This window comes from Rhizorhabdus argentea, from assembly GCF_037861105.1.
Lineage (GTDB): Bacteria > Pseudomonadota > Alphaproteobacteria > Sphingomonadales > Sphingomonadaceae > Rhizorhabdus > Rhizorhabdus argentea.
In genome coordinates, this window is sequence record NZ_JBANFK010000028.1 from 22159 (window position 1) to 44247 (window position 22089).

Genomic DNA, 22089 nt, shown 5'->3' on the forward strand with positions numbered 1-22089 from the left:
CGCCCCCGTTGCATCGATCGGAGTATGGCGGCAGCACTGATCTGGAACAAGTGGCTCGGAATGTCCGCCTTTGGGCGAATTGCGACATTGCCTACGCGGCTTTGGCGATCGCCTGGAAGTCTGGGCGCCAGTTCCACGGCATGAGCTCGTCCCAGCGCGCGGCGGGCCAGCCACTGGCGATCTTCTCGATGACGTCAGCGATGTATGCCTGCGGTTCGACGCCGTTGAGCTTGCAGGTCTCGATGACGGTGTAGATCGCGGCGGCGCGTTCACCGCCGGCTTTCGATCCAGCAAACAGCCAGTTCTTCCGGCCGATGGCGATGGTGCGCATCGCCCGCTCGGCAGCGTTGTTGTCGATCTCAGCGGTGCCGTCGTCGAGGAACCGGGTCAGTGCATCCCAGCGCTTGCGGCCATAGGAGAGTGCCTTGGCCATTGCTGACTTGGGCGATAGGCGGCGCAAGGCATCGTCAATGGCACCGCGCAGATCCTCGATCTGTGACCGGCTTCGTTCTTGGCGCTGTCGTCGCCGGACGTCGGGTGGGCCCCCGCGTATCTCCTCCTCGATCCGGTAGAGCCAGGCGATCCGTTCGAGCAGGTCCGTGGTCAGCGGTGTCGGGCTGGTCTGGTGGTTCTCGAAGATCTTGCGCCGGAAGTGCGCCCAGCAGGCGACTTCTTGCACGCGGCCGCCCTCATAGAGCCTGTCGTATCCGGCGTAGCCATCGGCCTGGAGCAGCCCGGCAAAGGTCTTGAGCTCGGTCTGGGGGTGAATGCCGCTGCGATCGGGGGTGAACCGGTACCAGACCAACGCCGGCGTCGTGGCACCCGAGGGGCGGTCATCGACGACATAGGCCCAGAGCCGGGCCTGCGCGGTCTTCCCCTTGCCCGGCACCAACATCGGCACCGGCGTATCGTCGACGTGCAGCTTGCCGGCCTTGAGCCCTTCCTCGCGGATGCGCGTCACGATCGGATCGAGCAGGGCGGCGGCCTGGCCAGCCCAACCGGCGAGCGTTGAACGATCGAGCTCGATGCCCTGCGCGGCCATGATCTCCGCCTGCCGGTAAAGCGGCAGATGATGATCGAACTTGTTCACCACCACATGGGCAAGGGTCGCGAAGCTGGCCTTGCCGCGGGCCGCGGCCTTCACCGGGGCCGGCGCTTGAATGATCCTCTCGCAGCTCCGGCAGGAATACTTGGGCCGCACGGTGCGAAGGACGCGCCACTGCACCGGCGCGACGTCGAGCATCTCGTCACTGTCCTCGGCGAGAGGGCGCAAGGCACCACCACAATCGGGGCAGGTGCAGCTTCCGGCCTCCGGTTCAATCCGGCGCTCGGCGCGGGGGAGATGGGCTGGAAGCTGGCGAACCGGGACCGGACGAGCTGCTTCGCTGGCCGTCTCCGACTTCGCGACATCGGCGCTCGCCGCTTCGCCCTCCAACTCTTCAAGCGTCAGCTCGAGTTGCTCGATCTGCTGCGACAGCTTCTCCGACGACTGGCCGAAACTCATCCGCCGAAGCTGGGCAAGTTGGAAACGCAGCGTTGCGATCAGCGTGTCGCGCGCCGCCAAAGCGGCTTCCAGCTCGGCGAGCCGGGCGTCCATGTCGATAGGGCAAGAGGCTTGATCCGACACGACGATCTTTTAGCGAATTGCACCGCTCGGTGCCAGCAAAACCGAACAAATCTGCCGTTTTATCCGGCCAGAAGCGGCTCTGTCGTGCGCTCGGGCCGGCGCCAGTCGATACCCTCGAGCAGCATGGAAAGCTGGGCCGAGGTCAGGCTGACCTTACCCGCCTTCGTCGTTGGCCAGACGAAGCGGCCACGGTCCATCCGCTTGGAATAGAGGCACAGCCCTTGGCCATCGTACCATAGCAGCTTGACCAGATCGCCACGCTTGCCACGAAAGGCGAACAGCGCGCCGCAATGGGGGCTCGTCTCCAGTACCTGTTGTACCAGCACAGCAAGGCCGTCGAACCCCTTGCGCATATCGGTCGCCCCGCAGGCGAGGAATATCCTGGTCGAGGGCGGCAGCGCGATCATCGCTGCAGCACGGCAAGCACCCTGGCGAGGGCTTCGGCATCCACCGCAGTATCGACGGTCACCCGCACGCCGGAGGGCAACTCGATCCCGATCTGGCCAAAGCTGCCAGCGCAGGGTTGCGGCACCGCCGGCACAACTGACCCCGCCACTTCCACCTCGGCAAAGGCTGGCCCGGCCGATGGCAACGATGGCGGCACCATCCCGGTCAACTCGCCTGACATCGTCAGGCGCCGCCATGTGTAGATCAACCCGCTGCCGACCTCGTGCCGGTCGCAGGCCAACCGAACCGAGCCACCTGGGCCGAAAGCATCCCTCAGAACCGACAGCTTCTGCTCAACCGTCCAGCGTCGCCGCCCCGATACCCGGCCCACCACCTCGATCCGACTGCTCGTACGAGTGGTCGTATGACTACTCGTCCCGCCGCCCTCGCTATCCTGTGACATCGCCGCTCCCGCAAAGAGCGGCAATCAGCCTATGAAGGCATCGGCATGCAAGGCGGCCTCCCGGCCACGCTTACGCTCAACCCGATCCGCTCGTACGATCTGATCGTGGTGGGATTGAGTAGTCCCCTGCCCGTCCACGGCTTCGCTGGCGGCATCCTCGAGCTTCGCTGTCATCAGCGAAAATAGTCGCCTCACCAATTCCGCTCGTTCCTCAATGTCCATGGGCACCTCCCGTGGACACCACGGACGAGTAAGCGCGCACAGTCCAGACGCAGCTTTCCAGCTCGAGTATTCGCTCGACTTCGCTTCGAATCGGAGCATTGGTGCTATTACTGAATCGCGGCCCAGAGGTGAGGCCGCTGCCCTGATCGGTCGGACCGACAGGGCTCTGGGTGGTGGGGCGCAATCACGTGCCTCGAGGAGAACCACCATGGAAGATAATCAGCAGACCAACAGCAACGGCCCCGAAACCGCTGCCCCGCCTCGCCCGTCCAAGGCTGCTACGGTCGCCAAGCTACTCTCGCGCAATCGGGGGGCAACGTTGGCGGAGATCACCGAAGCGACGCACTGGCAGCCGCATAGCGCGCGCGCCTTCCTGACCGGCATCCGCAAGAAGAAGACGCTGCTGAAAGAAACTCGCCGCTCGGGCGAAACCTCCTACCGGCTGGCCGATTGATGGCGAGCCTTGCGGATCAACTGGCTGGGCTTGCGACACTGTCGCAGGCCCAGCTCCGCAGCGAGTGGCGCAAACACCATAAGGGTCAACTCATGCCGAACGGCCTCGGTCGCGATCTCGCCAGCCGCGCGATCGTCTGGCAGATCCAGGAGCGGGTGCGCGGGGGCCTGCCACCCGCCATCGCGCGCGAGCTGAAGCGCCTGGCGAAACAGCTTCGCGAGACCGGGGATATCGATCTGGTGAGCGACATCCAGATCAAGCCCGGCACCAAGCTGGTCCGGCGCTGGCACGGCGCCCTTTACGAGGTCCTGGTGGTCGAGGGCGGCTACCAGTTCCGCGAGCGCCATTACCGCTCGCTGACCCCAATCGCGAAGGAGATCACCGGCACCGCCTGGTCGGGTCCGCGCTTCTTCGGCCTGCAGGAAAAAGTCCAATGAACCAGCGGAGCGATAAAAAGGTTATCCGCTGCGCGATCTACACGCGCAAATCCGACGAGAAGGGTCTGGAGCAGGAGTTCAACAGCCTTGATGCGCAGCGCGAGGCCTGCGAAGCCTATATCGCCAGCCAGCGCCATGAAGGCTGGAAGCTGGTCCCCGACTATTATGATGATGGCGGTCTCTCGGGCGGTACTATGGACCGCGCTGCCCTTCAGCACCTGCTGGCCGACATCCGCGCAGGCAAGGTCGACTGCATCGTCGTCTACAAGATCGACCGGCTGACCCGCAGCCTCGCCGATTTCGCGCGCATCGTCGAGGTGCTCGACAAGAGCAAGGCGTCCTTCGTCAGCGTCACCCAGTCGTTCAATACGACCAGCAGCATGGGCCGGCTGACGCTCAATGTCCTACTGTCCTTCGCCCAGTTCGAGCGCGAGGTGACCAGCGAACGTATCCGCGACAAGATCGCCGCCTCCAAGGCCAGGGGCATGTGGATGGGCGGCGTGCCCCCGCTCGGCTATGTCGTGAAGGACCGCAAGCTGATCGTCATCGCCGAGGATGCTGCGACGGTTCGGATGATCTTCGAGCGCTATCTCGAGCTCGGCTCCGTCCTGGCGCTGGCTGCCGACCTCAATCAGCGCGGGGTGCGCAGTAAACCGCGGATGGATCGCAATGGCGTCGCCAGGGGCAATGCGCCGTTTAGCCGCGGCGCGCTCTACCTGATGCTCCAGAACCGCATCTATCGGGGCGAGATCTGCCATAAGGGCAAGGCCTATCCGGGCGAGCACGACGCGATCATCGAGCAGGCATTGTTCGATCAGGTCGCCGCGCTACTTGCATGCAATCGCAACGACCACTCCGATGCCCATGATGGCGAGACCAGCCTGCTCGTCCACAAGGTCTGGGACGGTCATGGCAGGCGGATGCGCCCTAATCACGCGTCCAAGAAAGGCCGGCGCTATCGCTATTATGCGAGCGACAATCGCGAGGCCCGGTTGAAGGAGCGCTGCTACCGTGTTCCAGCCGGCGACCTCGAGGCGATTGTCCTCACCCAGCTGCGCACGCGGCTCGACCCGGAGAGTGGTCCCACCTCCCTCCTCACGCTCGACACCGCCCCGCTGAGCGAGCAGCGCCAGGTCGTTGCCGACCTTCTCGAGCGGGTTGAGGTACATCCAGATCGGATCGACATCGCCTTTCTCGAAACGGCGGGCCAGCCAGCTATGGTGTCTGTCCCAGCGACGCTCATTCGCCAGGGAAAGGAAAAGACGCTCGCGCTGCCACCCGCAGATCGGGCGATCGGCGCACAGGATCCATCGCTCATCAAGCTGCTCGCCAAAGCGCAGATCGCGCGCGAGGCACTCGCATCGGCCGGAGATCGCAGCATCGAGCAGATGGCCGCCGAGATCGGCGTGAGCCGCGACTATTTTGGCGTGCTGCTGCGTGTCTCTTATCTGGCTCCGGATATCGTCACGGCCATTTTGGACGGCAGTCAGCCAATACAGCTCAATCGGCAGCGGCTCGCGCGAGCGACCAATCTGCCCGTAGATTGGCAGGAGCAGCGGGAGATGCTCGGTTTCACATGAAAACAGCGATGGGCAGCTTTGCGCGCCCCACCTCGGCGCTTGGCGGGATTCGGCACAGCCAAGAACCGACATCTCGTCGACGGCTATGATCGTCCGCAATGTCGGACGGTGCCGACTGTCCGGAGTCGGGACCGCAGTACCGATAAGCTGCCGTTGGCATTGGCAGCTCTGCACCCGATAGTGTTGAAGAAGTCGGCTTCGAGAGGCGATGGCGCGCACCCTGGCGGGTGCCATCGTCTCCCCGTTTCTGTCATGCGAGTGCTGGCTTCGATGCAACACTGCCCGACCGAGGTCGCCCCTTAGATTTCCTTTCGATTCTGCTTCATGTCAGCGCAAATGGGGACGCGCTGGTCAAGAGATCCTGCTGGGCTGCAAGGTGCTCAAAATCGTGAGGCATCGTCGTGACTATCGCCCGCCGTCACGCCGCATTTTCGAGGAGGGGGCGAATCGCCCGGCTATATCGGAGCTTTGCCGATGCGAAGAATCCTCCGCAGGCAGCCTTGACATCGCAGTCCTCGCATTCCGGCATATATTCGTTCTTCCAATCGCTGATCGAGCGACGCGCGAAGGGTCGCAAAGACCGATCGAGCACGCATAGCTGACTGTTGTAAATCGAGACGTTCATTCCGGCGCGATCGAGAATGCCGACCGCCTCCAGCAGTTCAGCTTGATAATCGATCGGATCGATCCAGATGCGATCGAGGTTCGCCCGCGCGAAGCCGGTTATTTCAAGCCCCATCAGGGCAATGTGATCGACGAAAAGCAGATTGCGTGCCAAAAACCGGGCGAGCGCAGTCAATCTGGGCACCGTTTGGTGTTGAAGTACGACCCTCACTTCCACGCGGACACCGTGTTGTTTCAGCGCCAGGATACCGCGGATAGTATCGTCGAACGCTCCGTCGGCCTGGACCACATGATCGTGGACGTGTGGCAGGTCTGCATAGATCGGGATACCCATCATCAGGTCGTGGTGTCGGACTGCTGACAGGTCACGGGCGAGCGTACCTGTCGCGAACAGCCTGCCATTCGACAGGATGTGAAGCGCGGTGTTTGGAAGGTGAGACTTCGTAGCCCGGACAAGTTCAATGAAGCGCTCGCCGAGTAGGGTGGGCTCGCCACCAGTGAATCCAATCTCACCGGCGCCGCGGTCAATCAACGGAAGGGCTTCGAGCACTTCGTCAACGATCCAGCCGTCGTCGACGTTACGCGGCGGTTGTGAGCACATCAGGCAATAGTTGTTGCAGCGCTCGGTGAGCATGAAATGGTTATAGGCCGTGCCCTTGCGGAACAATGTGCGCAGCCCACTGCGAGAGGGATCAAGGCGCACCACATCGCCATCGGCCAGATAGCCGAACTCTTCAGGCAAGACGGCCACGGCCGCGCCTTCCGGAACCTGCCAGATATGCTCGGCTGAATTCAGAAGATACCAGCCGAACCCGCCCGGGAGATCGCCCGCCGAATGGATGTAAGCCTCTTGCGCTTTGAGTGGTGCCGGTCGTCGCGGATCACTGCTGAGCCGTAGGACAGCCGACCCCCTCGCGTTGGCGGCTTCGTTGTACTCCACCGATCGACCACGGAGCGTGATCATACGATATTCGCCCAGCGCTCGAAGAGACGTCGCACGTTTGGATCAGCCTCCATGCGGGAGATCAGGCCACGAAAGAGCTCCATGTTTCGCGTACAAAATGCTGACAGAGGCTTCTTCCCGACAAAATCGCCCTGTGTTGCATGGTGAAAAACCGGGTCGGCGCCGCACCACGGTTCGAAAGCGCACCACGAACAACCTGGCACACTAGCAGAGAATGAGGCTTCGAGCGGATCGAGCAATGCGTCGCCAAGCATGATTTCGGCAAAATCGTGATCGTGAACGTTGCCAAGCGCAAATGTCTTGTCGTCCATCTCCGCGAGCATGCGGCTTTCATCGGAAGCGTACACGACGCCATCGTAGTTATAGACGATGGCGCCGATCGCGATGCCTGCCGGGCTCATAAGGTCGACGTAGCTCGTCTGCATGGGGGTGAGCATCTTTTTCAGCACCATGGCAGCATATTGTTCGATGAATTCGAACCCGCCCAGGTTGAGCTCAATGATGTAGTCCAGACCCTCGAAGTAGAATTGGAGCCACTTTGATTGGTCATAGGATTGATAGAACTTCGTCTTGATCGCGAACCCATAAGGCGACAGGGGCCGTAGGAAGATGCTGCCGAAGTCAAGCCGGATATACTCGTCGATAATTTCGCGCACGGAAGACAGGCTGGCGGCGGTCGTAGTCATCAGGGCGCCAACGCTGTGATGTCCCAGTACCCGGCGGGCCCGGCGAATACCATCGAGCGCCCGCTCGTAGGAATCTTTGCCCGGCCTTGGTCGATTTCGGTTGTGTAGGTCGGCCGGCCCATCGAGCGATGTTGAGATGAGGATGTCGTGTTCGCGGGCGAACGCGAGTGCGTCATCGTCAAGCACCGCGAGATTCGTCGCTATGACAAACGCGAGGTTACGCTTGGCCACCTCATTGCGTTTGTTGGCCTCGCCGACAACGAATTTGATCACGGGAAGGTTGAGCAGCGACTCGCCGCCCTGGAACTCGATCTTGATCGTAGGTGAAGGCGATCGGAAAACGAGGTCGAGCGATTTGAGCGCTGTTTCTTCGCTCATGTCGAACTCCCGCTTGCCATCGTTGGCACGCGAGACTTGGCAATACGGACAGCTGTGCTCACAGCGGAGCGTCGTGACGAAGATGTGCAAGCCGGTAAAGTTGGCGAGCGGTGACAATTTTGTCCGAACCTTCAGCGCCAGAAGGTCGAGCGCAACATCCGTATCGGCATCGATCAGGAAATGCCGCGACTTAAGCTCATCATAGAGAGGATCCGCCGATGCCAAGTGCCCCTTAGCGAACTGCGCGATCTCCGAACGCGACACGACGATATATTCGCCCGCCATGTTGGTGGCGACGTACGTATCACCCTCGAGAGGAGTGAAGCGCCAGGGCAGCATCTTGTAAGGTGCCGCCTGCGAAGCATCGAAATCCGCAAGGTCGCGGAACTTAGCCATTCTGAAGGCCGGTTTTCGAGAATGCTAGACCAAGAATAGCGTCCCGATACGGGGAGGTGCGCTGTTCAATGGAAATCCGAAGGTCGTGGTCAACCACTTCGCGCCTGAGATCGCGCTCGGCGGTGGCCATGTCGGCTTTGGGATGGGCAGGTCGAATGACGCACCTGAGCACATCGCCGCTGGCATCAATCGCCACGTCATATCGAGCCATAAGGGCATAGGCGGCCCTTTTGACGGCTTCGGCTGAAAATACCGCACGGGAAAGGTCCACGACGATGACGTCGCCCTGATCACTAGCCATGTTGAAAACGCGCCTGCGCGCAGAGCTCAGAACGAGCTGGACGAATGCGAAGCGTGGCTCGCGTGTGAGCTATGGCTTGAGTGCGACTGGTGCTGGGCCATCTGAACACCAGCTTCCGGCTTCGCCAGCGTTAGTCCATCAGCCGATGCCTGAGCAAGGTTCCGATCGCTGACGGTTTCCGCGAGCTTGATGCCAATCGAAGCATCGGCTTGCGAACCAGCGAGAAGCGTTGCCATCGATATTGCGAACGGCTTGAGAAATTTGCGGTCCATTGGAGCCCCCTCCGATTGTGGTGCAAAATACCCATCACTTAATCGCCCTCGAGTCAATTCGACCGCGTAACATTATCATCCAGAATGGACGATCATAACGAAGGAATGCTGATGCTGTTGATGTTTATATCCCGATCTGAGCTCGCAAGCAGCCGTGTGACGGCACGGAGCGGGATGCCCGCGTGATCTGCTCTGCAACGGCAGCTATCGATACTGTCTGCTTGTAAGCTGCCAGTCGTTAACAGCCCAGCTTCGGCCGTTTGATCCGATGGATACGGTGGCTGGTCATGGGCCGCTTGCCGACTGGTAGCTTTCAGCCTCGATTGTGGCATAGCAGTCGCTCATCTGGTTGAACTGAAGACATTTACTATGCGTGGTTTTGGGGCTGTGCCACGAGCCGGTGACCAATGCGCACCGCAGGCCGGGGAAAGCGATCACTTCCACCCGGTTCGATTATTTTCCGGATCCTACGGAATGAATTTCCACCAGCCCGTTAACGGCCAGGAGTTCACCTTCAAATATAATCATCGGTTCGACAGTTCGTCGAGGAGCGCGGACTGGAAATTGGCTCAAGCTGATCGCAACTGAGGACCGAACTGGTCGGGCCGGCGATCAGGGCTAGGCGCGGCGCTGTCGCCGATGATAGGTTCTACCGAGGAAAGAGGCGGCGCCCGTCGCCATGAATATCTAGGGGGGAAAGAATGCCGAACAACGGCACGATCGCGATCTGGTGCGTTCCGAGGGCGAATTCGGCCGCGACCGATCTCGAGGCACATTTCAACTATTGGCGGATCGCCGGCGAACCAGGCTTTGCTGCGAAGTCTGCCAAGCATGTTAAGGATTTCATCGAGATCGGGCTGCTCGTTACTGACATCACCCAGATCGAGAAAATCTGCATCTTCGTGCCGACCACGGTCCAGCGCGCCGCGGTCGAGGATTGCGCGCCCTATCTCGCCCACTCGCAATTCGCGCAGGGCATCTTCAACGAGGTGTTTCAGATCACGGCACCCGTCGCGGGCGGCCCGGGCTGCATCGTCCTGCACGACACCCCGACATCGGTCTTCTGCCGCGTCCACAGCTTTGCGCAAGGCTCCCAAGGCATCGAGCCGAACGAGTTGACGATCGTCGAGCAGCACGACGGGACGGTCTTGATGATCGGGCCCGATGCGATGCTGGAGGCGTGCAACCATGCAGCGCCCCCGGCGCCGTCCTATTTCCGGCTGCGCATTCATCTGAAAGCCGGTCGGGAGGAAAATCCTTTCGTCAAGGTGATCCAGCCCCATGACCGGCGTTTCCAAAGCGGCTATGACGAGATCGAATATATCGACTTCCGGATGAACGAGGCGCGCACCCTGCCCGCGGGGATCGAGCAGCGGATGCGCAACGACCGCGCGAAAGGCGGCGACGTCGCCTTCAAGCTGGTAGCCTTCCTCACCGCGGTGCCGGTTCATTCCGAGCTCAGCGTCTCGAACACGCCGTCACACAAAATGCGGCTGCTCGAGCAGAGTTGGAACGGCTATGTCGCCTCGGGCATTCCCGACGGCATGGTGGTCTATCACTGGAAACGCCAAGCCCCGATCAGCGACTTTTCGGCGTTCGTAAAGCTTCAGACGCGGCGCAGCAGCCGCAAGATTTTGGTGATCTATCTGGTGATCGCCTTCTTGTTCGGTTTAACCGGCAATCTTGCGGCAACGGGCATCCAGGCCGGCTGGGAGTGGTTCGGGGCCGACGTGCCCGCGCCGGTGGCGCCGCCACCTAAGGTCAACTTGCTTCCCCCTCCCGCCGCACGGCTCACCCCGCCCGCCGAGGGAGAGGCTAGGCGCGACGGGACAATTCAGGTAGAAAACAAGTCGTGATCATCGACCCCCAGACTTTCGGCGCCGGATCGCCCTGCCAGCCTTCCGTCAAGCTCGACGCCGCGGAAGCGCGCGCGCTTTCCTTCCTGCTACCCTTGTCCGAAGATTACCCCAGCATCGCCCGCTGGTTTGCGCACAAGGTGGTGCCCGGGGTTCGTCGGGGAAGTCGACTGTTGCTGCCGGTCGAACGGGATGGCGCGATCGTGGGGCTCGGCATCGCCAAGAAGGAGGCCGATGAGCGCAAGATCTGCACGGTGCGGGTAGCACCGAGTCATGTGGGCCGCGGGATCGGCGTGCGGCTATTCGACGGGCTGCTCAAATGGCTTGATGATGACCGGCCGCATCTGACGGTCAGCGCGGCGAAGCTGCCCCAGTTTGAGCGCATCTTCGACCACTATGGCTTCGACGTAACCTCGGCGCATGAAGGTCTCTATGTGCCGCGCATGACAGAATTGGGCTATAATGAGCCTATAATGACGTCGCTGACCACGCCCATTATCCTGATCGGGCCGGACACGTCGCATCGAGAAGCGCATCTAGCGTGAAGCGTGGTCCGGCGTCGGCTATGACGAGGCCGATGCTCAGAGCTTTGGCATAAGCGGTGACAGTCTCGCGTTCGGCGGCGATTTCAAGGTTGATCGCGGCTAGGTCACGCAGCGGTCGGCGGCGTTCTGAATTTGCCCGCCGCGCCGCTACGGTCTCCGGAGAAGCCTCAAGCAGGATTAGTCGATGGGGCTTCAGCGCCGCGATCGCCGAGGAGGGGACGCGGACCAGCTCATGGTCGTTATCGATCACACCATGCGCATCGACGAGGACGTCGCGCTCTTCGCGGCCTGCCCGAAAGGCTGCTAACGCTGGGCCGAGCAGCGCCTGATTGTCAACGATCGCTCCGGTCGCCGCGGTGCGCAGCGTTTCAGCGCTGCTATTTCGGGCTGCTTTGAGCAGCCCGCTGGCGCTTATGAACAACGTGTCGGGATGAGTGGCGACATAGGCCTCGCAGGCGCTGGTCTTGCCGACGCCCGATACGCCAAAGACCAGTACGCAGCGGCCGGCCATTACAGCATGGCAAGTTGGCGGGGCGGCGGACAGCCGGCTGCAGCGGCGGCGACATACATATAAGATTGGGGCGGAGTAAAATTGTCGAACCAGTCGCTCGGGCAGATCGGCTCGTCATAGAGCCTGAGCGCGCCGATCTGAAGGGCGAAGCCGCGTTGGCGACCCTCGAAATAGGCGTCGAAGAAATCCTTGGAAATGCCTGATCCGCTCGCGGTTGATGCCCACAAAGCTTCAGGCTCATCCTCGAGAATATCGGCGATGTCGAACTCACCGACTAGGCGGCCGACGGGCCGGGTGCAGTAGATCAGAATGGTGCGGATGTCGCGGCGGGTGAATATTCGGCGGCGGAATTCGAAGGTCTTGGTGCCGCGCCGGATATTTTCGACATGCTCCGGCTTAATCGACAATAAGACGCGCATTGACTTCCCCCAGTTCGAGTATGCGATCGAGCTGCTTGTTCTTGAGCGCGCGAAGGTCCCAGCGCGGCTGTTCGCTGACCACGCCGCCGTCGAGCAACTGCCCGCGCGTGGTCCGCTTCGAGAAGGCCGCATTATAAGTCATTTTGGCCACATAGAGCCTCTTCCACGAGGTCCATTGGTCACGTAGTTCGTCCTCGGTGAAGACGGAGCGCGGTTGGGTATAGGCGAGAAAGGCGTCGATATCGGCGAAATCCTTCTTGGCCTTGACCTCTTCGACCACGCATATCGAACTTACCACCGATCGGAAATAGGCCGGCCCCTTTCCGTCGGTCGTCCGGTAGAAAATGACGATGTCTCCCGGCGCCATCCGGCAGAGCGAGAGCCGTCCGATATAGACCTTGTGAATTGTGTTCGTGTGCGAGACGTCCTGGACGAGTTCAGCTGGCTCGTTGTTGAGGATGGAATCCGGCAGAAGCCGGGTGTGATATTCGGGGTAGATCGCCAGCAGCCAGGCCTTCTGGCCCTTGCGATGGACAAAAGGATAGTCCTTCAACAGATCGCCGGTGAAGTCGGTCAGCGAGCGTACGAGCACTTTCTCAATGCCATCAGTGGACGTCTTGGTAGCCTGCTCGACAAAGCCATAGCGCTTGAACAGCGCGATCAGCTGCTCGTGCAGCTCAAAGACGGTGACATAGATGCCGTTCGCGCCTGCGGCGATAGCGGTGTCGAAGATCTTCTTGATCACCCGCTCTCCCAGCTTCGTGCCCTTGCCGTCGATCTTGAGCGTCCCGACCTTCATCCAAAAGCGATCGGGCAGCGGCGGATCGACATCGTCGACTGGGCCCTTCTCGTCCTTGAGATAGATCATCCCGCTCAAGTCATCTGTCTCGCCGTCAACGACGGCATAGACTGGCTCGTTCGATTTGCTGGCGAACCATTTCGGAAAGCCGTTATAGCCCGCCTTAAGGCTGTCAAAGAAGGGATCAGCGAGCGACAAATCGCTGAACGTGGTGAGCTTCAATTGGCGTGACATTGTTTGGCGGCTCCCCCCGAAACCATCGCATTATACAGGCTCATTAGCGTTGTAAGCTGCGGCAGGAAAGATCGTGTAAGATCGGGGCTGTGCGATCGCGCTGCGGCGGCCAGTCTAACGCCCCTCCGCCGATCATCATAGTCCGTGAACCTTCGGGCGATGCGATAGCGGCCTTCTTCATATTCGGATGGCCGACGTGCCGCCGCGTGCTCTCTTTAAGGGCGGGCGTTTCGGGCCCATCGCCGAGAGGTCGATCGCTCGATCCTTCGACGCCGGGCGGAGTTCATGCGCCAAAGTTGGGTTCGGGCAAGACCGATGATATGATGACGACCGTGACAGGCGGGCCGGAGCGCCTCCTCGACCTGGATCTGATCCGGGGCATTGCGCCTAGGCGCACAGCGGAAAGAGCGGCTTGGTAGCTTGTGGGCCGTAGCAGACCGTCGGCTTAGCACCGCAAGAGAGAAGGCGGACCTTCGTCTAGCGCGCTTCGCGTGGGGCGAGCAGGGGTTTTGCAACCACCCTGGAGACACCCGCGGTGGACGGGAGTCGTTTCGGCGGTCATGATGAACCATGGCCGATGCCGAGACTCCTTCCCTGTCCGATGACAATGCGATCGCGCTCGCGAGGCGCACGGTGTTCATCAGCCATGCCAACCCCGAAGACAATGAGTTCACTGCCTGGTTGGGTACCCGCCTCATCGGCGCCGGCTACCATGTCTGGAGCGATCTGCTCCGCCTCATCGGCGGTGAACCTTTCTGGCGCGATATCGGCGATGCGATCAAGGACCATGCCGCGGTCGTCGTCCTGGTTCTCTCGCGATTGTCGGTGCAGAAGCCGGGCGTCCTCGACGAGATAGCGCTGGCGGTCGCCACCGCGCGCAAGCTGAACAACCCGAAGTTCATCATCCCTGTGCGTCTCGACGACCTTCCCTTCGATGAGTTTCCCGAACAGGTGATCAGGCTCAATGCGATAAACTTCAATGGCAATTGGGCCGAGGGCCTTCACCAGTTGCTTGAGGCGATCGACGAGCGCGCGATCCCCAAGATTGAAAGCGCACATGAGCAGGGCATCGCTGAGTTCCGCAATTTCCGGCTGCGGCAGAGCGCGGCGATCGCGCAGGAGCCGGAGTTTATCGAGGGGAGTTGGCTCAAGATCGAAACCTTGCCCGGCACCGCCTATCTCAATCGCTATGCCGGCGACCCCAAGGCGGTCGCCAAGGTGCTCGGGCAATTCAAGATGCCGGTGATTGCTTGGGACCGGCTTGGGCTCGGCTTCGCACGCGCCAGCGAGATCGTCGGGGCCGAGGCACCGGACCTGGCGGTCGAACATGGCTACGTGGTCGACCTGCAAAGGTTCGTCGCAGGCCAGGCTGACGATGCGCCCAAGCTACGCAGCGTCGATGCGCGCCGGATGATCGCCAACTTGTTGCGCCAAGCCTGGGAGGCCTTTGCGGCAGACAAGGGCTTGCTGCCCTATGAGTTTGCGAACAGCACCGGGTGGTATGTTCCGCGCGGGCTCATCGAGAAGGACACGATCGCTTTCGATGATCGCAGCGGCAAACGACGCCGCAAGCGGCTGAGCGGCCGAAGCGAGAAGCGCGGTGTGTATTGGAGCTTCGCGGTGACAGTCCATCCCGTTGTCGGCCGGCGATGGCTATTCGAGCTTAAGCCCCAAGTCGTTTTCACCGAGGATGGCCGCAAGCCGATCGACAGCAAGCCTAAGATGGCGCGGCTGCGTAAGAGCTTCTGTAAGAACTGGTGGAACGACCAATGGCGGATGCTGCTCAACGCCTATGTCCGCTTCCTCGCCGATGAGGATGGCACCGTCCGGATTCCGCTGGGTGGCAGCGCCGAGCTCACCCTCGCCGGCGAGCTAATGGTATTCGAAGCGCCGACTCGGATCGTCGGGGACAGCATCGACCCCGCCGAGGCGGAAGCGATCGAAACCGAAACTGCGGCCGACACGCTCGACGATGGCGACGAGCGCCCCGATCTCGACGATCTTGGCGAGCGGGAAGCCTGATGGTCCCGCTTAAGCTCCTCCAGCTTCCAGAACCGCTGCTCGGCTTCGGCTATCAGCAGCGCATGGAGCATCCCAAGGATGGCCTGTTTCTGTTCGGGCCCCTCCAGGATGGTGCGCATCCCGCCGAAATGCGGATCGGTGTCATCGGCACAGCCGCGGGTCTCGCCCATTTCAGGACATGGGCAAAGCGGATCCGCGGCCACATCCCCTCCGCCAATCCGGATGCGGCGCATCACGCCAGTTGGCCCGGCTTCGAAGCGGTGTTTGATACGCGCTGGCCCGAGCGGCCGATCACCGAGATCTCCGTCGATGCCGCCGCGTTGGCGAACGCCATCCGAATTGAAAACCGGCATGAAGCCATCTCGAAGGCAGTCGGGATCTTTGAAGCCCCGATCCGGCGTCATCTCCGACAGGAGGAAGCGCCGCCGACAATGTGGTTCGTCGTCATCCCCGAAGATGTCCACCGCTTCGGTCGCCCAAAATCGATTGTGCCTCGCGGCGAGCGGGTCAAGGGAGATGCGCGGCTCAGCCGTCGCGCCGGCAAGTTCGTACTCGAGACGGGCTCGCTCTTTGCCGAAGAGGTGGAGGCCGCCGAAATCTATCGTTTCGAGCTCAACTTCCACCACCAGCTCAAGGCGAAGCTCCTAGACCAGAAGGCCGTGATTCAGATCGTGCGGGAGACGACGCTCGATCCCGACGCCTTTGTCGATGACAACGGCCGGGTAGTGCGCGCGACCCAGGATCCCGCGACGATCGCCTGGAATCTGTGCACCACCGCCTTCTTCAAATCGAGCGGCAAGCCCTGGCGGCTCGCCGATGTGCGACCGGGCGTCTGCTATGTCGGCCTCGTTTTCAAGAAGGACGACACCGCGCTAGGCGGCGCTAACGCCTGTTGTGGCGCCCAGATGTTCCTCGACAGCGGCGATGGGGTGGTATTCCGCGGCGCGGTCGGGCCGTGGTATTCGGAAGCGGACAAGTCCTTCCATCTGACTCAGGCCAAAGCCGCCGAGCTCATGACCCTGATCGTTGAGGCCTATCGCGACATGCACGGCATGCCGCCGGTCGAGTTATTCATTCATGGCAAAGCGCGCTTCAGCGATGAGGAATGGGCGGGATTCTCATCAGCTGTTCCGGCCGAAACCAGCCTTGTCGGCGTTCGGATCCGACCGACGAGCGAACTCAAGCTTTTTCGGCTTGGCAAGACCGCTGTTCAGCGCGGCACCGCCTATATGGTGGGCGATCGCCTCGGTTACCTTTGGACTAAGGGCTTCATCCCGCGACTTGCAACCTACCCCGGCTGGGAGGTTCCCAACCCGCTGCTTGTGGAAATCCACCGGGGCGAGGCTGAGCTCACTCGGGTCATGATTGACGTCCTTGGCCTTACGAAGATTAACTTTAACGCCTGTGTGTTCGCTGACGGATTACCGGTCACCTTGAAGTTCGCTGACGCGGTGGGCGATATTCTGACAGCCGCTCCAGTTGGCGATTTACCTCCCCTGCCATTCCGGCACTATATTTGACGGAAAGTAGCATTAATTCGCGGTTATATGCCCGGCCGGTGGCGACCGCTTTCAGGAAATAAGCGCGGCCTGGCGAACGACCGACATGGCGCGCATAGCTGCCGATCCGCCGGTTGTAGTCCTCGCCAGCCCTCGCCGCTGTCCGGGGTGAGCGCCCCCGCAGCAACGCCATCTCTGCGGTTTACCGGGAGCCTGTTCCTTGGCTTACAGACCCTCTGGCTGTAGAGCCGCCCGAAGTTGATCCCGAGCCACACCATCTGGAAGCCGAGCTAGCATGCAAATCATTGTCCGCGACAATAACATCGATCAAGCGCTTCGCGCCTTGAAGAAGAAGCTGCAGCGCGAAGGTGTTTATCGGGAAATGAAGCTCCGTCGGCATTATGAGAAGCCGTCGGAAAAAAGAGCGCGCGAGAGAGCGGCAGCAATAAGCCGTGCGCGCAAGGCCGATCGCAAGTGCGCTGAACGCGACAAATGACGAATTGAGCGTTTCCGCTGCAGTCTCTCAAAGCTGAAAGGATTACCGTGTCGCTCGACGGTCCCCGCCTCGCCCCTCTCTCCGGCTCGAGGCCGAATGCCTTGATCATTTTGATCCACGGCTACGGATCGAACGGAGACGACTTGATTTCGTTGGCCCGCATGATCCAGCCGGCGCTTCCTGGCGCCGCGTTCGTAGCGCCCAATGCACCGTCGCCGGTCCCTGGGATGGCCGGGGCCTACCAATGGTGGCCGATAGAGACCTTCTCGATGGCCGAGCGTGCTGCCGGCGCCTCCGCAGCCGCGTCGGGTCTCGACGCCTTCATCACCCAAGCACTCGCACAGGCCGACGTGCCCAGCAACCGCGTCCTCCTCGTAGGCTTTAGCCAGGGCACGATGATGGCGCTGCATGTTGGTCTGCGTCGCCAGCAGCCTCTCGCTGGCATCGTCGGCATCTCGGGCATGCTCGTCGCGGCTGAACGGCTGCAGGCGGAAATCAGAAGCCGCCCACCCGTGCTGCTGATTCACGGCACTGAGGATGACATTGTGCCGTTCAACTCTATGGACCTGGCGTCGACAGCGTTGACCGCTGCCGGCGTCGCCGTCGAAACCCACGTCTCCTCCGGCGTGGGGCACAGCGTCAGCCAGGATGGGCTCGCCGCTGCCACCGCATTCGCCGTGCGCGCTATTAACTGAGCCCGGTGCCTTCCGCTCCGATCAATCGTCAAGGGGAGCGCACGGGCTAAAAGTACTGAACGTATGGCTGCATTCGGTGCCCGCCGCAGCATAGTCGAATGGCTACGTTGAAGGCGAAAGCCGCTCCTTTCTGAGACTTCCCTAGGAGGCATCGATCCTAGCCTTTGCCGAGGTGGACAGGCGACGTATTCCCAGCGCACGGGCCGTATCGACGGGTAGCGGCCGGATCTTCTGCATACGTGCGCGGCGAACGTCGATGGCGAGCTCGAAGCTGGCATCCGCCTCCTCCGCGATCTGCCTGCGGGCGGCCGCCATCGCCTGAACTCATCGGCGGTCAGCGTCATCACCTGCTGCCGGTCGCTGCTGTTGCGGCGATAGTCTTTGTAGCGGAAGGTGACGCCGTCCTCGTCGAAGCGGATGAGCCGACTGTTCGAGATGGCGACCCGATGGGTGTAGCGCGATAGATAGGCGAGGACGGCCTCGGGCCCGGCGAATGGCGGCTTGGCGTACACCACCCACCGCTTCTTCCTGACCGGTGACAGGTGCCGCAGGAAAGCCCGGCGCTCAGCGAGATGCGCGATGGCGCCGAAGAAGCCGAGTTGGCCGCCCTCGTAGAGAGCGAGCAGCCGGGTGAGGAAGAGACGGCGAAACAGCGCGCCCAGCACCCGCACCGGCAGGAGGAAGGCAGGACGTGCCGAGATCCAGCGCGCGCCGTCCAGCGAGAGACCGCCTCCCGGTACGATCATGTGGATGTGCGGATGGTAGGTCAGCGCGGAGCCCCAACTATGGAGCACGGCGGTGATGCCGATGCGTGCTCCCAGATGCCTCGGGTCGCCGGCGATGATCTGCATCGTCTCTGATGCGGTGCGGAACAGCAGATCATAGACGAGCGCCTTGTTCTGAAGCGCGATTGTGGCGACCTCGGCGGGCAACGTGAATACGACATGGAAATAGCCGACCGGCAGCAGGTCGGCCTCGCGCTCGGCAAGCCAGGCGCGTGCGGCCGCGCCCTGGCACTTGGGGCAGTGCCGGTTGCGACAGCTGTTATAGCCAATCCGCCAATGGCCGCAGTCTGTGCAGGCCTCGACATGGCCGCCTAACGCAGCCGTGCGGCAATGCTCGACCGCCGACATGATCTTGAGCTGGTGAAGGCTCAGATGCCCAGCATGTGTGGCCCGATACACAGGCCCTGCAGCTCGAAAGATGTCGGCGACCTCGAGTGAAGGTCGCATCCTGCCTCAGCCGCCAGACGAGGTTCCCGACGGCAGCAGCAACTTATCGAGCGGACTGGTCACCGCCCGGACCGTCTTGGTTGCCACCTGCGTGTAGAAGGCCGTGGTATTGAGCTTGGCGTGGCCGAGCAGCGCCTGGATGACGCGGATGTCGACGCCGTCTTCGAGCAGGTGCGTCGCGAAGCTGTGCCGCAGCGTATGCATACCGACACGCTTGCCGATATCGGCTGCCTCAGCGGCTTCGACGACGACGCGATACAATTGTCGCGTGCTGAGCGGCACCGTCATGTTCTGGCCGGGAAAGAGCCAGCCGTCCGCGCGCATGATGCCCTGCTGCTGTCCGGCTCTCCACCACTCTCGCAGCAAAGTGAGCAGGCCTTCCGGCAACATGGCGTTGCGGTAACGTCCACCCTTGCCCCGCTCGATACGGAGCAACATCCGCTTACTGTCGATGTCGCTGACCTTGAGGGCGGACACTTCGGACACGCGCAGCCCCGCGCCATAGGCGACCGACAGCGCCGTCTGGTGCTTCAGGCATGTCGTGGCGTCGAGAAGCCGCTTCATCTCCTCCATGGTCAGCACCACCGGCATTTTGCGCTGATGGGAGGTGCGGACCAGTTTGCGGGCGAGCTCGGGCCGGTCGAGCGTGGGGGCGAAGAAGAGCCGCAGCGCGGCGACGATGCTGTTCATCGTCGGTGCCGGAACACCAGCCTCGCGCTGGTCGATCTGGAACTGGCGAACATCCTCGGCCGTCGCCGTGTGGGGTGAGCGTCCCAGGTAGGTCGCAAACCGCCCGACGTCGCGGATGTAATTGCGCTGCGTCTCGCGCGAGAACCGACGCATGGTCATGTGGTCGACAAGGCGCTGGCGAAGCGGGCTCAGAACAGAAACGGGAACAAGGTCGTTCATCTTGAGGCTCCTCAGTCAAAGGAACCTCAATGGTCTGCCGGGACTTACGACCGCTCAACTCAGGCGCAACGTCCGCCGTCTCATCTTAACCTCACCGCGGGCGCCACTCCCGCGCAGCGGGTTCGTGCATCGGCCCACTGTCCGCCGTTTAGGCCCGTCGCAGCATTTCCTAATAGCGGACATGCACCACGTTCAAATATCGGTTACGTTTGCGACATGGCTAAGCAGAAGCAGACCTTTCACAACCCCACCGACACGACACTTTTCCTCAATCTTGAGCTATCCACCGCGCGTTTCAGGCTCGACCCGGGCGAAGAGTTGATCCTGCATTACGATACGGACGATGGGCCACAGGACTGGCACGGCTCAGTATGAAGGATCGAGCTTGTCCGAGGTCAGGATGGGGTCGAGTTGGTGATTTGGACGATGGAGCAGGAGATGTTCTATCCTGATGGGCGCGCTGCGCCTCAAGACTTTGGCCGCGCAACACGTCCGTTATCGTCTGATGGAGCCTGAAAGCGGACCGGGCGCTTTCCACCCCATCTCCGCCCCAGGCAACAAAATGGATCGAACGGCAGGAGTCGCCCCACTTGCAGACATGCGTGCGAGGTATAAAAAGGTGAGATGCGAGGTGTCAGTAACATCGCTTTAGGATGTGCGGCGGCAGCCTACATCGTCCTGATTGCGGCAGGTGCAGCAGCCGCCATCTGGGCAGGAGGCGCGCAGAATGAGTTGCTTCGCATCGCAACTCGATACCCTGACGCTCTTTGCGTCCACGCTAAAACTATGTTTTCGTTTGCCGACATGAAGATCGAGCAATGCGTCGCTCGCACCGTTGCGGAACGGTGGGACTTTCTGTCTCAAGTTTCGACGGCGGGCGCAATTGCGTCCGCGACCTTAGTGATCGGCGGCGTGCTGCTAAAACGATTCGTGAAAAAGTTGATCGAGGCGAACGGCAGCTAGCCGCCCGTTTCCACCGTTTTGGGTGAACCTGAGCGAGATGGCTGCTCGCTGCCGCTGCGGAAGTTCAAAGTTTGTTGGTTACGGTCTTCAAATAGGAGAGAACCGCTTCCACCGTCTTGACCGACGCGAGATGCAATCGGCCGTCCAGATGCCCCAGCCCCATCTTTTCAGAACTGGCCCAATCGAGATATGCGACGGCTTGTTCGGCAGGTTGCCCCCCCCGTAGCAAGCTCACAATGTGGAGAAGATACCCATCATATTCATCAGCACACGCTTCGTCCCACGTACCATCGGCATTGGCGAGGCCAATCGGGTCCCAATGCTTCCATCCGATCTCGCGAAGCCGGGACAACTGCATCTTCGGATACGTCGACATAGCCCAAAGATAGCGGGAGAAGCACGCGCGTTGTAACATTTCCGGCCGTTCGCACCATTTCGGATCAATTGCCCGCTGTGACCCAATTGCAGACCTTCCCGAGATCGGGCAGCCTTCCCCGATGGTGACCCCCGCGATCCTGATGTTGGCAAGTAGTGTTACTGCCGAACCGTGCGACCTCGCCGCCATCAAGACGGCGCGCGCATCCTATGAAGCGCTTAGCCGCCGCGCCGTTCAGGTAATCGCTCTAGCGGTACCGAAAAGCAGCCGATCGGGAGCCCGCTTGAAAACATTGGTAGACCCATCGGCGTCCTTCGCCCTTGGTGCCGGAGACGTTGGTCGTCCGCTCGGGAGCGGCATTGCTGGCGTTAGCGCACTCGCTAGAACCATGAACGCAGATCGTTTCCAGTATCAAGGCTGGGACTACATGGATGGCCCTGCGGAGGCCTGCGCCAGTCAGAAGGTGACAATCGATTTTCTGAGCAGTGCTGATCATAGTATTTCGCGGGTTGAGTTTACGTTCGACCGAGGTCGCATGGCCTCAGGCAAGGGTTGGCAACGCTCGTTGGAGAGCGGTCCCATTCCTCAGCAAGACAGTTCCTCGAAGGGCCGCTAACCAGCCCACCTCAGCCATACCTCACTAGAATGAATGGAACGGCAGGAGTCGACCCGATTCTGTTGAAAAACTGCCTTGAAGTGGTGTTGAGGGTCTGATTCAATCTTCGCGACGATGCGGAGACGA

The 22089-nt window shown here is 61.4% G+C and carries 24 protein-coding genes and 1 pseudogene; 11 read left to right on the forward strand and 14 right to left on the reverse strand.

Annotated elements, in window-relative coordinates:
- Positions 1-91: 91 nt before the first annotated feature.
- From tnpC to AAC645_RS18280, 4 genes are all read right to left on the reverse strand, one after another.
- Complete coding sequence (tnpC, locus tag AAC645_RS18265) at positions 92-1597, reverse strand: IS66 family transposase (RefSeq protein WP_340318037.1); 1506 nt, start codon at positions 1595-1597, stop codon at positions 92-94.
- A gap of 89 nt (positions 1598-1686) precedes the next feature.
- On the reverse strand, positions 1687-2034 hold the full coding sequence (gene tnpB, locus AAC645_RS18270) for an IS66 family insertion sequence element accessory protein TnpB (RefSeq protein ID WP_340318014.1): 348 nt from the start codon (positions 2032-2034) through the stop codon (positions 1687-1689).
- Entirely contained in the window at positions 2031-2477 is a 447-nt protein-coding gene (gene tnpA, locus AAC645_RS18275) for an IS66-like element accessory protein TnpA (RefSeq protein ID WP_340318015.1), read from the reverse strand. Before tnpA ends, tnpB begins: the two co-directional genes overlap by 4 nt.
- A 24-nt stretch (positions 2478-2501) precedes the next feature.
- Complete coding sequence (locus tag AAC645_RS18280) at positions 2502-2699, reverse strand: hypothetical protein (RefSeq protein ID WP_340318016.1); 198 nt, start codon at positions 2697-2699, stop codon at positions 2502-2504.
- A 208-nt stretch (positions 2700-2907) separates the two neighbouring features.
- Here AAC645_RS18280 and AAC645_RS18285 point away from each other — a divergent pair, with 208 nt between their 5' ends.
- The 3 genes from AAC645_RS18285 to AAC645_RS18295 are packed head-to-tail and all read left to right on the forward strand — an operon-like array spanning position 2908 to position 5170.
- Positions 2908-3153, forward strand: coding sequence for a DUF3489 domain-containing protein (locus tag AAC645_RS18285; RefSeq protein WP_340318017.1), 246 nt, complete (start codon positions 2908-2910; stop codon positions 3151-3153).
- Positions 3153-3590 carry a DUF2924 domain-containing protein gene (locus AAC645_RS18290; protein ID WP_340318018.1) on the forward strand — a complete coding sequence of 146 codons (438 nt, stop codon included), beginning with the start codon at positions 3153-3155 and terminating at the stop codon, positions 3588-3590. Before AAC645_RS18285 ends, AAC645_RS18290 begins: the two co-directional genes overlap by 1 nt.
- Positions 3587-5170: a recombinase family protein gene (locus AAC645_RS18295; protein WP_340318019.1), complete on the forward strand. Its 1584-nt coding sequence runs from the start codon at positions 3587-3589 to the stop codon at positions 5168-5170. The genes AAC645_RS18290 and AAC645_RS18295 overlap by 4 nt, the downstream gene beginning before the upstream one ends.
- Before the next feature lie 418 nt (positions 5171-5588).
- On the opposite strand, the gene hxsC is transcribed toward AAC645_RS18295, so the two are convergent.
- Genes hxsC through AAC645_RS18315 form a run of 4 tightly spaced genes read right to left on the reverse strand, consistent with a single transcriptional unit; the run spans position 5589 to position 8791 of the window.
- Entirely contained in the window at positions 5589-6758 is a 1170-nt protein-coding gene (gene hxsC, locus AAC645_RS18300; RefSeq protein WP_340318020.1) for a His-Xaa-Ser system radical SAM maturase HxsC, read from the reverse strand.
- Positions 6755-8218 (reverse strand): His-Xaa-Ser system radical SAM maturase HxsB, encoded by a 1464-nt coding sequence (gene hxsB, locus AAC645_RS18305; protein WP_340318021.1) that lies wholly within the window; start codon positions 8216-8218, stop codon positions 6755-6757. Before hxsB ends, hxsC begins: the two co-directional genes overlap by 4 nt.
- Positions 8211-8519, reverse strand: coding sequence for a hypothetical protein (locus AAC645_RS18310; protein ID WP_340318022.1), 309 nt, complete (start codon positions 8517-8519; stop codon positions 8211-8213). The genes hxsB and AAC645_RS18310 overlap by 8 nt, the downstream gene beginning before the upstream one ends.
- A 26-nt stretch (positions 8520-8545) precedes the next feature.
- Positions 8546-8791 (reverse strand): hypothetical protein, encoded by a 246-nt coding sequence (locus AAC645_RS18315; RefSeq protein ID WP_340318023.1) that lies wholly within the window; start codon positions 8789-8791, stop codon positions 8546-8548.
- Between the two features lie 701 nt (positions 8792-9492).
- On the opposite strand from AAC645_RS18315, the gene AAC645_RS18320 reads away from it, so the two are divergent.
- On the forward strand, positions 9493-10647 hold the full coding sequence (locus AAC645_RS18320) for a hypothetical protein (protein WP_340318024.1): 1155 nt from the start codon (positions 9493-9495) through the stop codon (positions 10645-10647).
- Entirely contained in the window at positions 10644-11192 is a 549-nt protein-coding gene (locus AAC645_RS18325) for a GNAT family N-acetyltransferase (RefSeq protein WP_340318025.1), read from the forward strand. The genes AAC645_RS18320 and AAC645_RS18325 overlap by 4 nt, the downstream gene beginning before the upstream one ends.
- Here AAC645_RS18325 and AAC645_RS18330 read toward each other — a convergent pair.
- Genes AAC645_RS18330 through AAC645_RS18340 form a run of 3 tightly spaced genes read right to left on the reverse strand, consistent with a single transcriptional unit; the run spans position 11143 to position 13155 of the window.
- A complete protein-coding gene (locus AAC645_RS18330; protein WP_340318026.1) occupies positions 11143-11703 on the reverse strand; it encodes an ATP-binding protein in 561 nt (186 codons plus the stop codon). The genes AAC645_RS18325 and AAC645_RS18330 overlap by 50 nt on opposite strands.
- A complete protein-coding gene (locus AAC645_RS18335; RefSeq protein WP_340318027.1) occupies positions 11703-12122 on the reverse strand; it encodes a hypothetical protein in 420 nt (139 codons plus the stop codon). The genes AAC645_RS18330 and AAC645_RS18335 overlap by 1 nt, the downstream gene beginning before the upstream one ends.
- The gene (locus AAC645_RS18340) at positions 12100-13155 is read right to left on the reverse strand and encodes an N-acetyltransferase (RefSeq protein WP_340318028.1); all 1056 of its coding nucleotides are present in this window, start codon (positions 13153-13155) and stop codon (positions 12100-12102) included. The genes AAC645_RS18335 and AAC645_RS18340 overlap by 23 nt, the downstream gene beginning before the upstream one ends.
- Before the next feature lie 570 nt (positions 13156-13725).
- Between AAC645_RS18340 and AAC645_RS18345 the strand changes: the two genes are divergently transcribed.
- The 4 genes from AAC645_RS18345 to AAC645_RS18360 all read left to right on the forward strand — a co-directional run bounded on the left by AAC645_RS18345 (position 13726) and on the right by AAC645_RS18360 (position 17867).
- On the forward strand, positions 13726-15177 hold the full coding sequence (locus AAC645_RS18345; protein WP_340318029.1) for a toll/interleukin-1 receptor domain-containing protein: 1452 nt from the start codon (positions 13726-13728) through the stop codon (positions 15175-15177).
- A complete protein-coding gene (locus AAC645_RS18350) occupies positions 15177-16697 on the forward strand; it encodes an argonaute/piwi family protein (protein WP_340318030.1) in 1521 nt (506 codons plus the stop codon). The genes AAC645_RS18345 and AAC645_RS18350 overlap by 1 nt, the downstream gene beginning before the upstream one ends.
- Before the next feature lie 274 nt (positions 16698-16971).
- A complete protein-coding gene (gene rpsU, locus AAC645_RS18355; RefSeq protein WP_340318031.1) occupies positions 16972-17172 on the forward strand; it encodes a 30S ribosomal protein S21 in 201 nt (66 codons plus the stop codon).
- A 101-nt stretch (positions 17173-17273) separates the two neighbouring features.
- Positions 17274-17867 (forward strand): alpha/beta hydrolase, encoded by a 594-nt coding sequence (locus AAC645_RS18360; RefSeq protein ID WP_340318032.1) that lies wholly within the window; start codon positions 17274-17276, stop codon positions 17865-17867.
- 314 nt (positions 17868-18181) lie between these two features.
- Here AAC645_RS18360 and AAC645_RS18365 read toward each other — a convergent pair.
- Both AAC645_RS18365 and AAC645_RS18370 read right to left on the reverse strand, forming a co-directional pair.
- Positions 18182-19099, reverse strand: a pseudogene (locus tag AAC645_RS18365) (IS91 family transposase); the annotation flags it as partial.
- Between the two features lie 6 nt (positions 19100-19105).
- Positions 19106-20008: a tyrosine-type recombinase/integrase gene (locus AAC645_RS18370; RefSeq protein ID WP_340318033.1), complete on the reverse strand. Its 903-nt coding sequence runs from the start codon at positions 20006-20008 to the stop codon at positions 19106-19108.
- Between the two features lie 216 nt (positions 20009-20224).
- Here AAC645_RS18370 and AAC645_RS18375 point away from each other — a divergent pair, with 216 nt between their 5' ends.
- Both AAC645_RS18375 and AAC645_RS18380 read left to right on the forward strand, forming a co-directional pair.
- Entirely contained in the window at positions 20225-20383 is a 159-nt protein-coding gene (locus tag AAC645_RS18375; RefSeq protein WP_340318034.1) for a hypothetical protein, read from the forward strand.
- 249 nt (positions 20384-20632) lie between these two features.
- Positions 20633-20971 (forward strand): hypothetical protein, encoded by a 339-nt coding sequence (locus AAC645_RS18380; RefSeq protein WP_340318035.1) that lies wholly within the window; start codon positions 20633-20635, stop codon positions 20969-20971.
- Between the two features lie 64 nt (positions 20972-21035).
- On the opposite strand, the gene AAC645_RS18385 is transcribed toward AAC645_RS18380, so the two are convergent.
- Positions 21036-21536 carry a hypothetical protein gene (locus tag AAC645_RS18385; protein WP_340318036.1) on the reverse strand — a complete coding sequence of 167 codons (501 nt, stop codon included), beginning with the start codon at positions 21534-21536 and terminating at the stop codon, positions 21036-21038.
- Positions 21537-22089 lie beyond the last annotated feature (553 nt).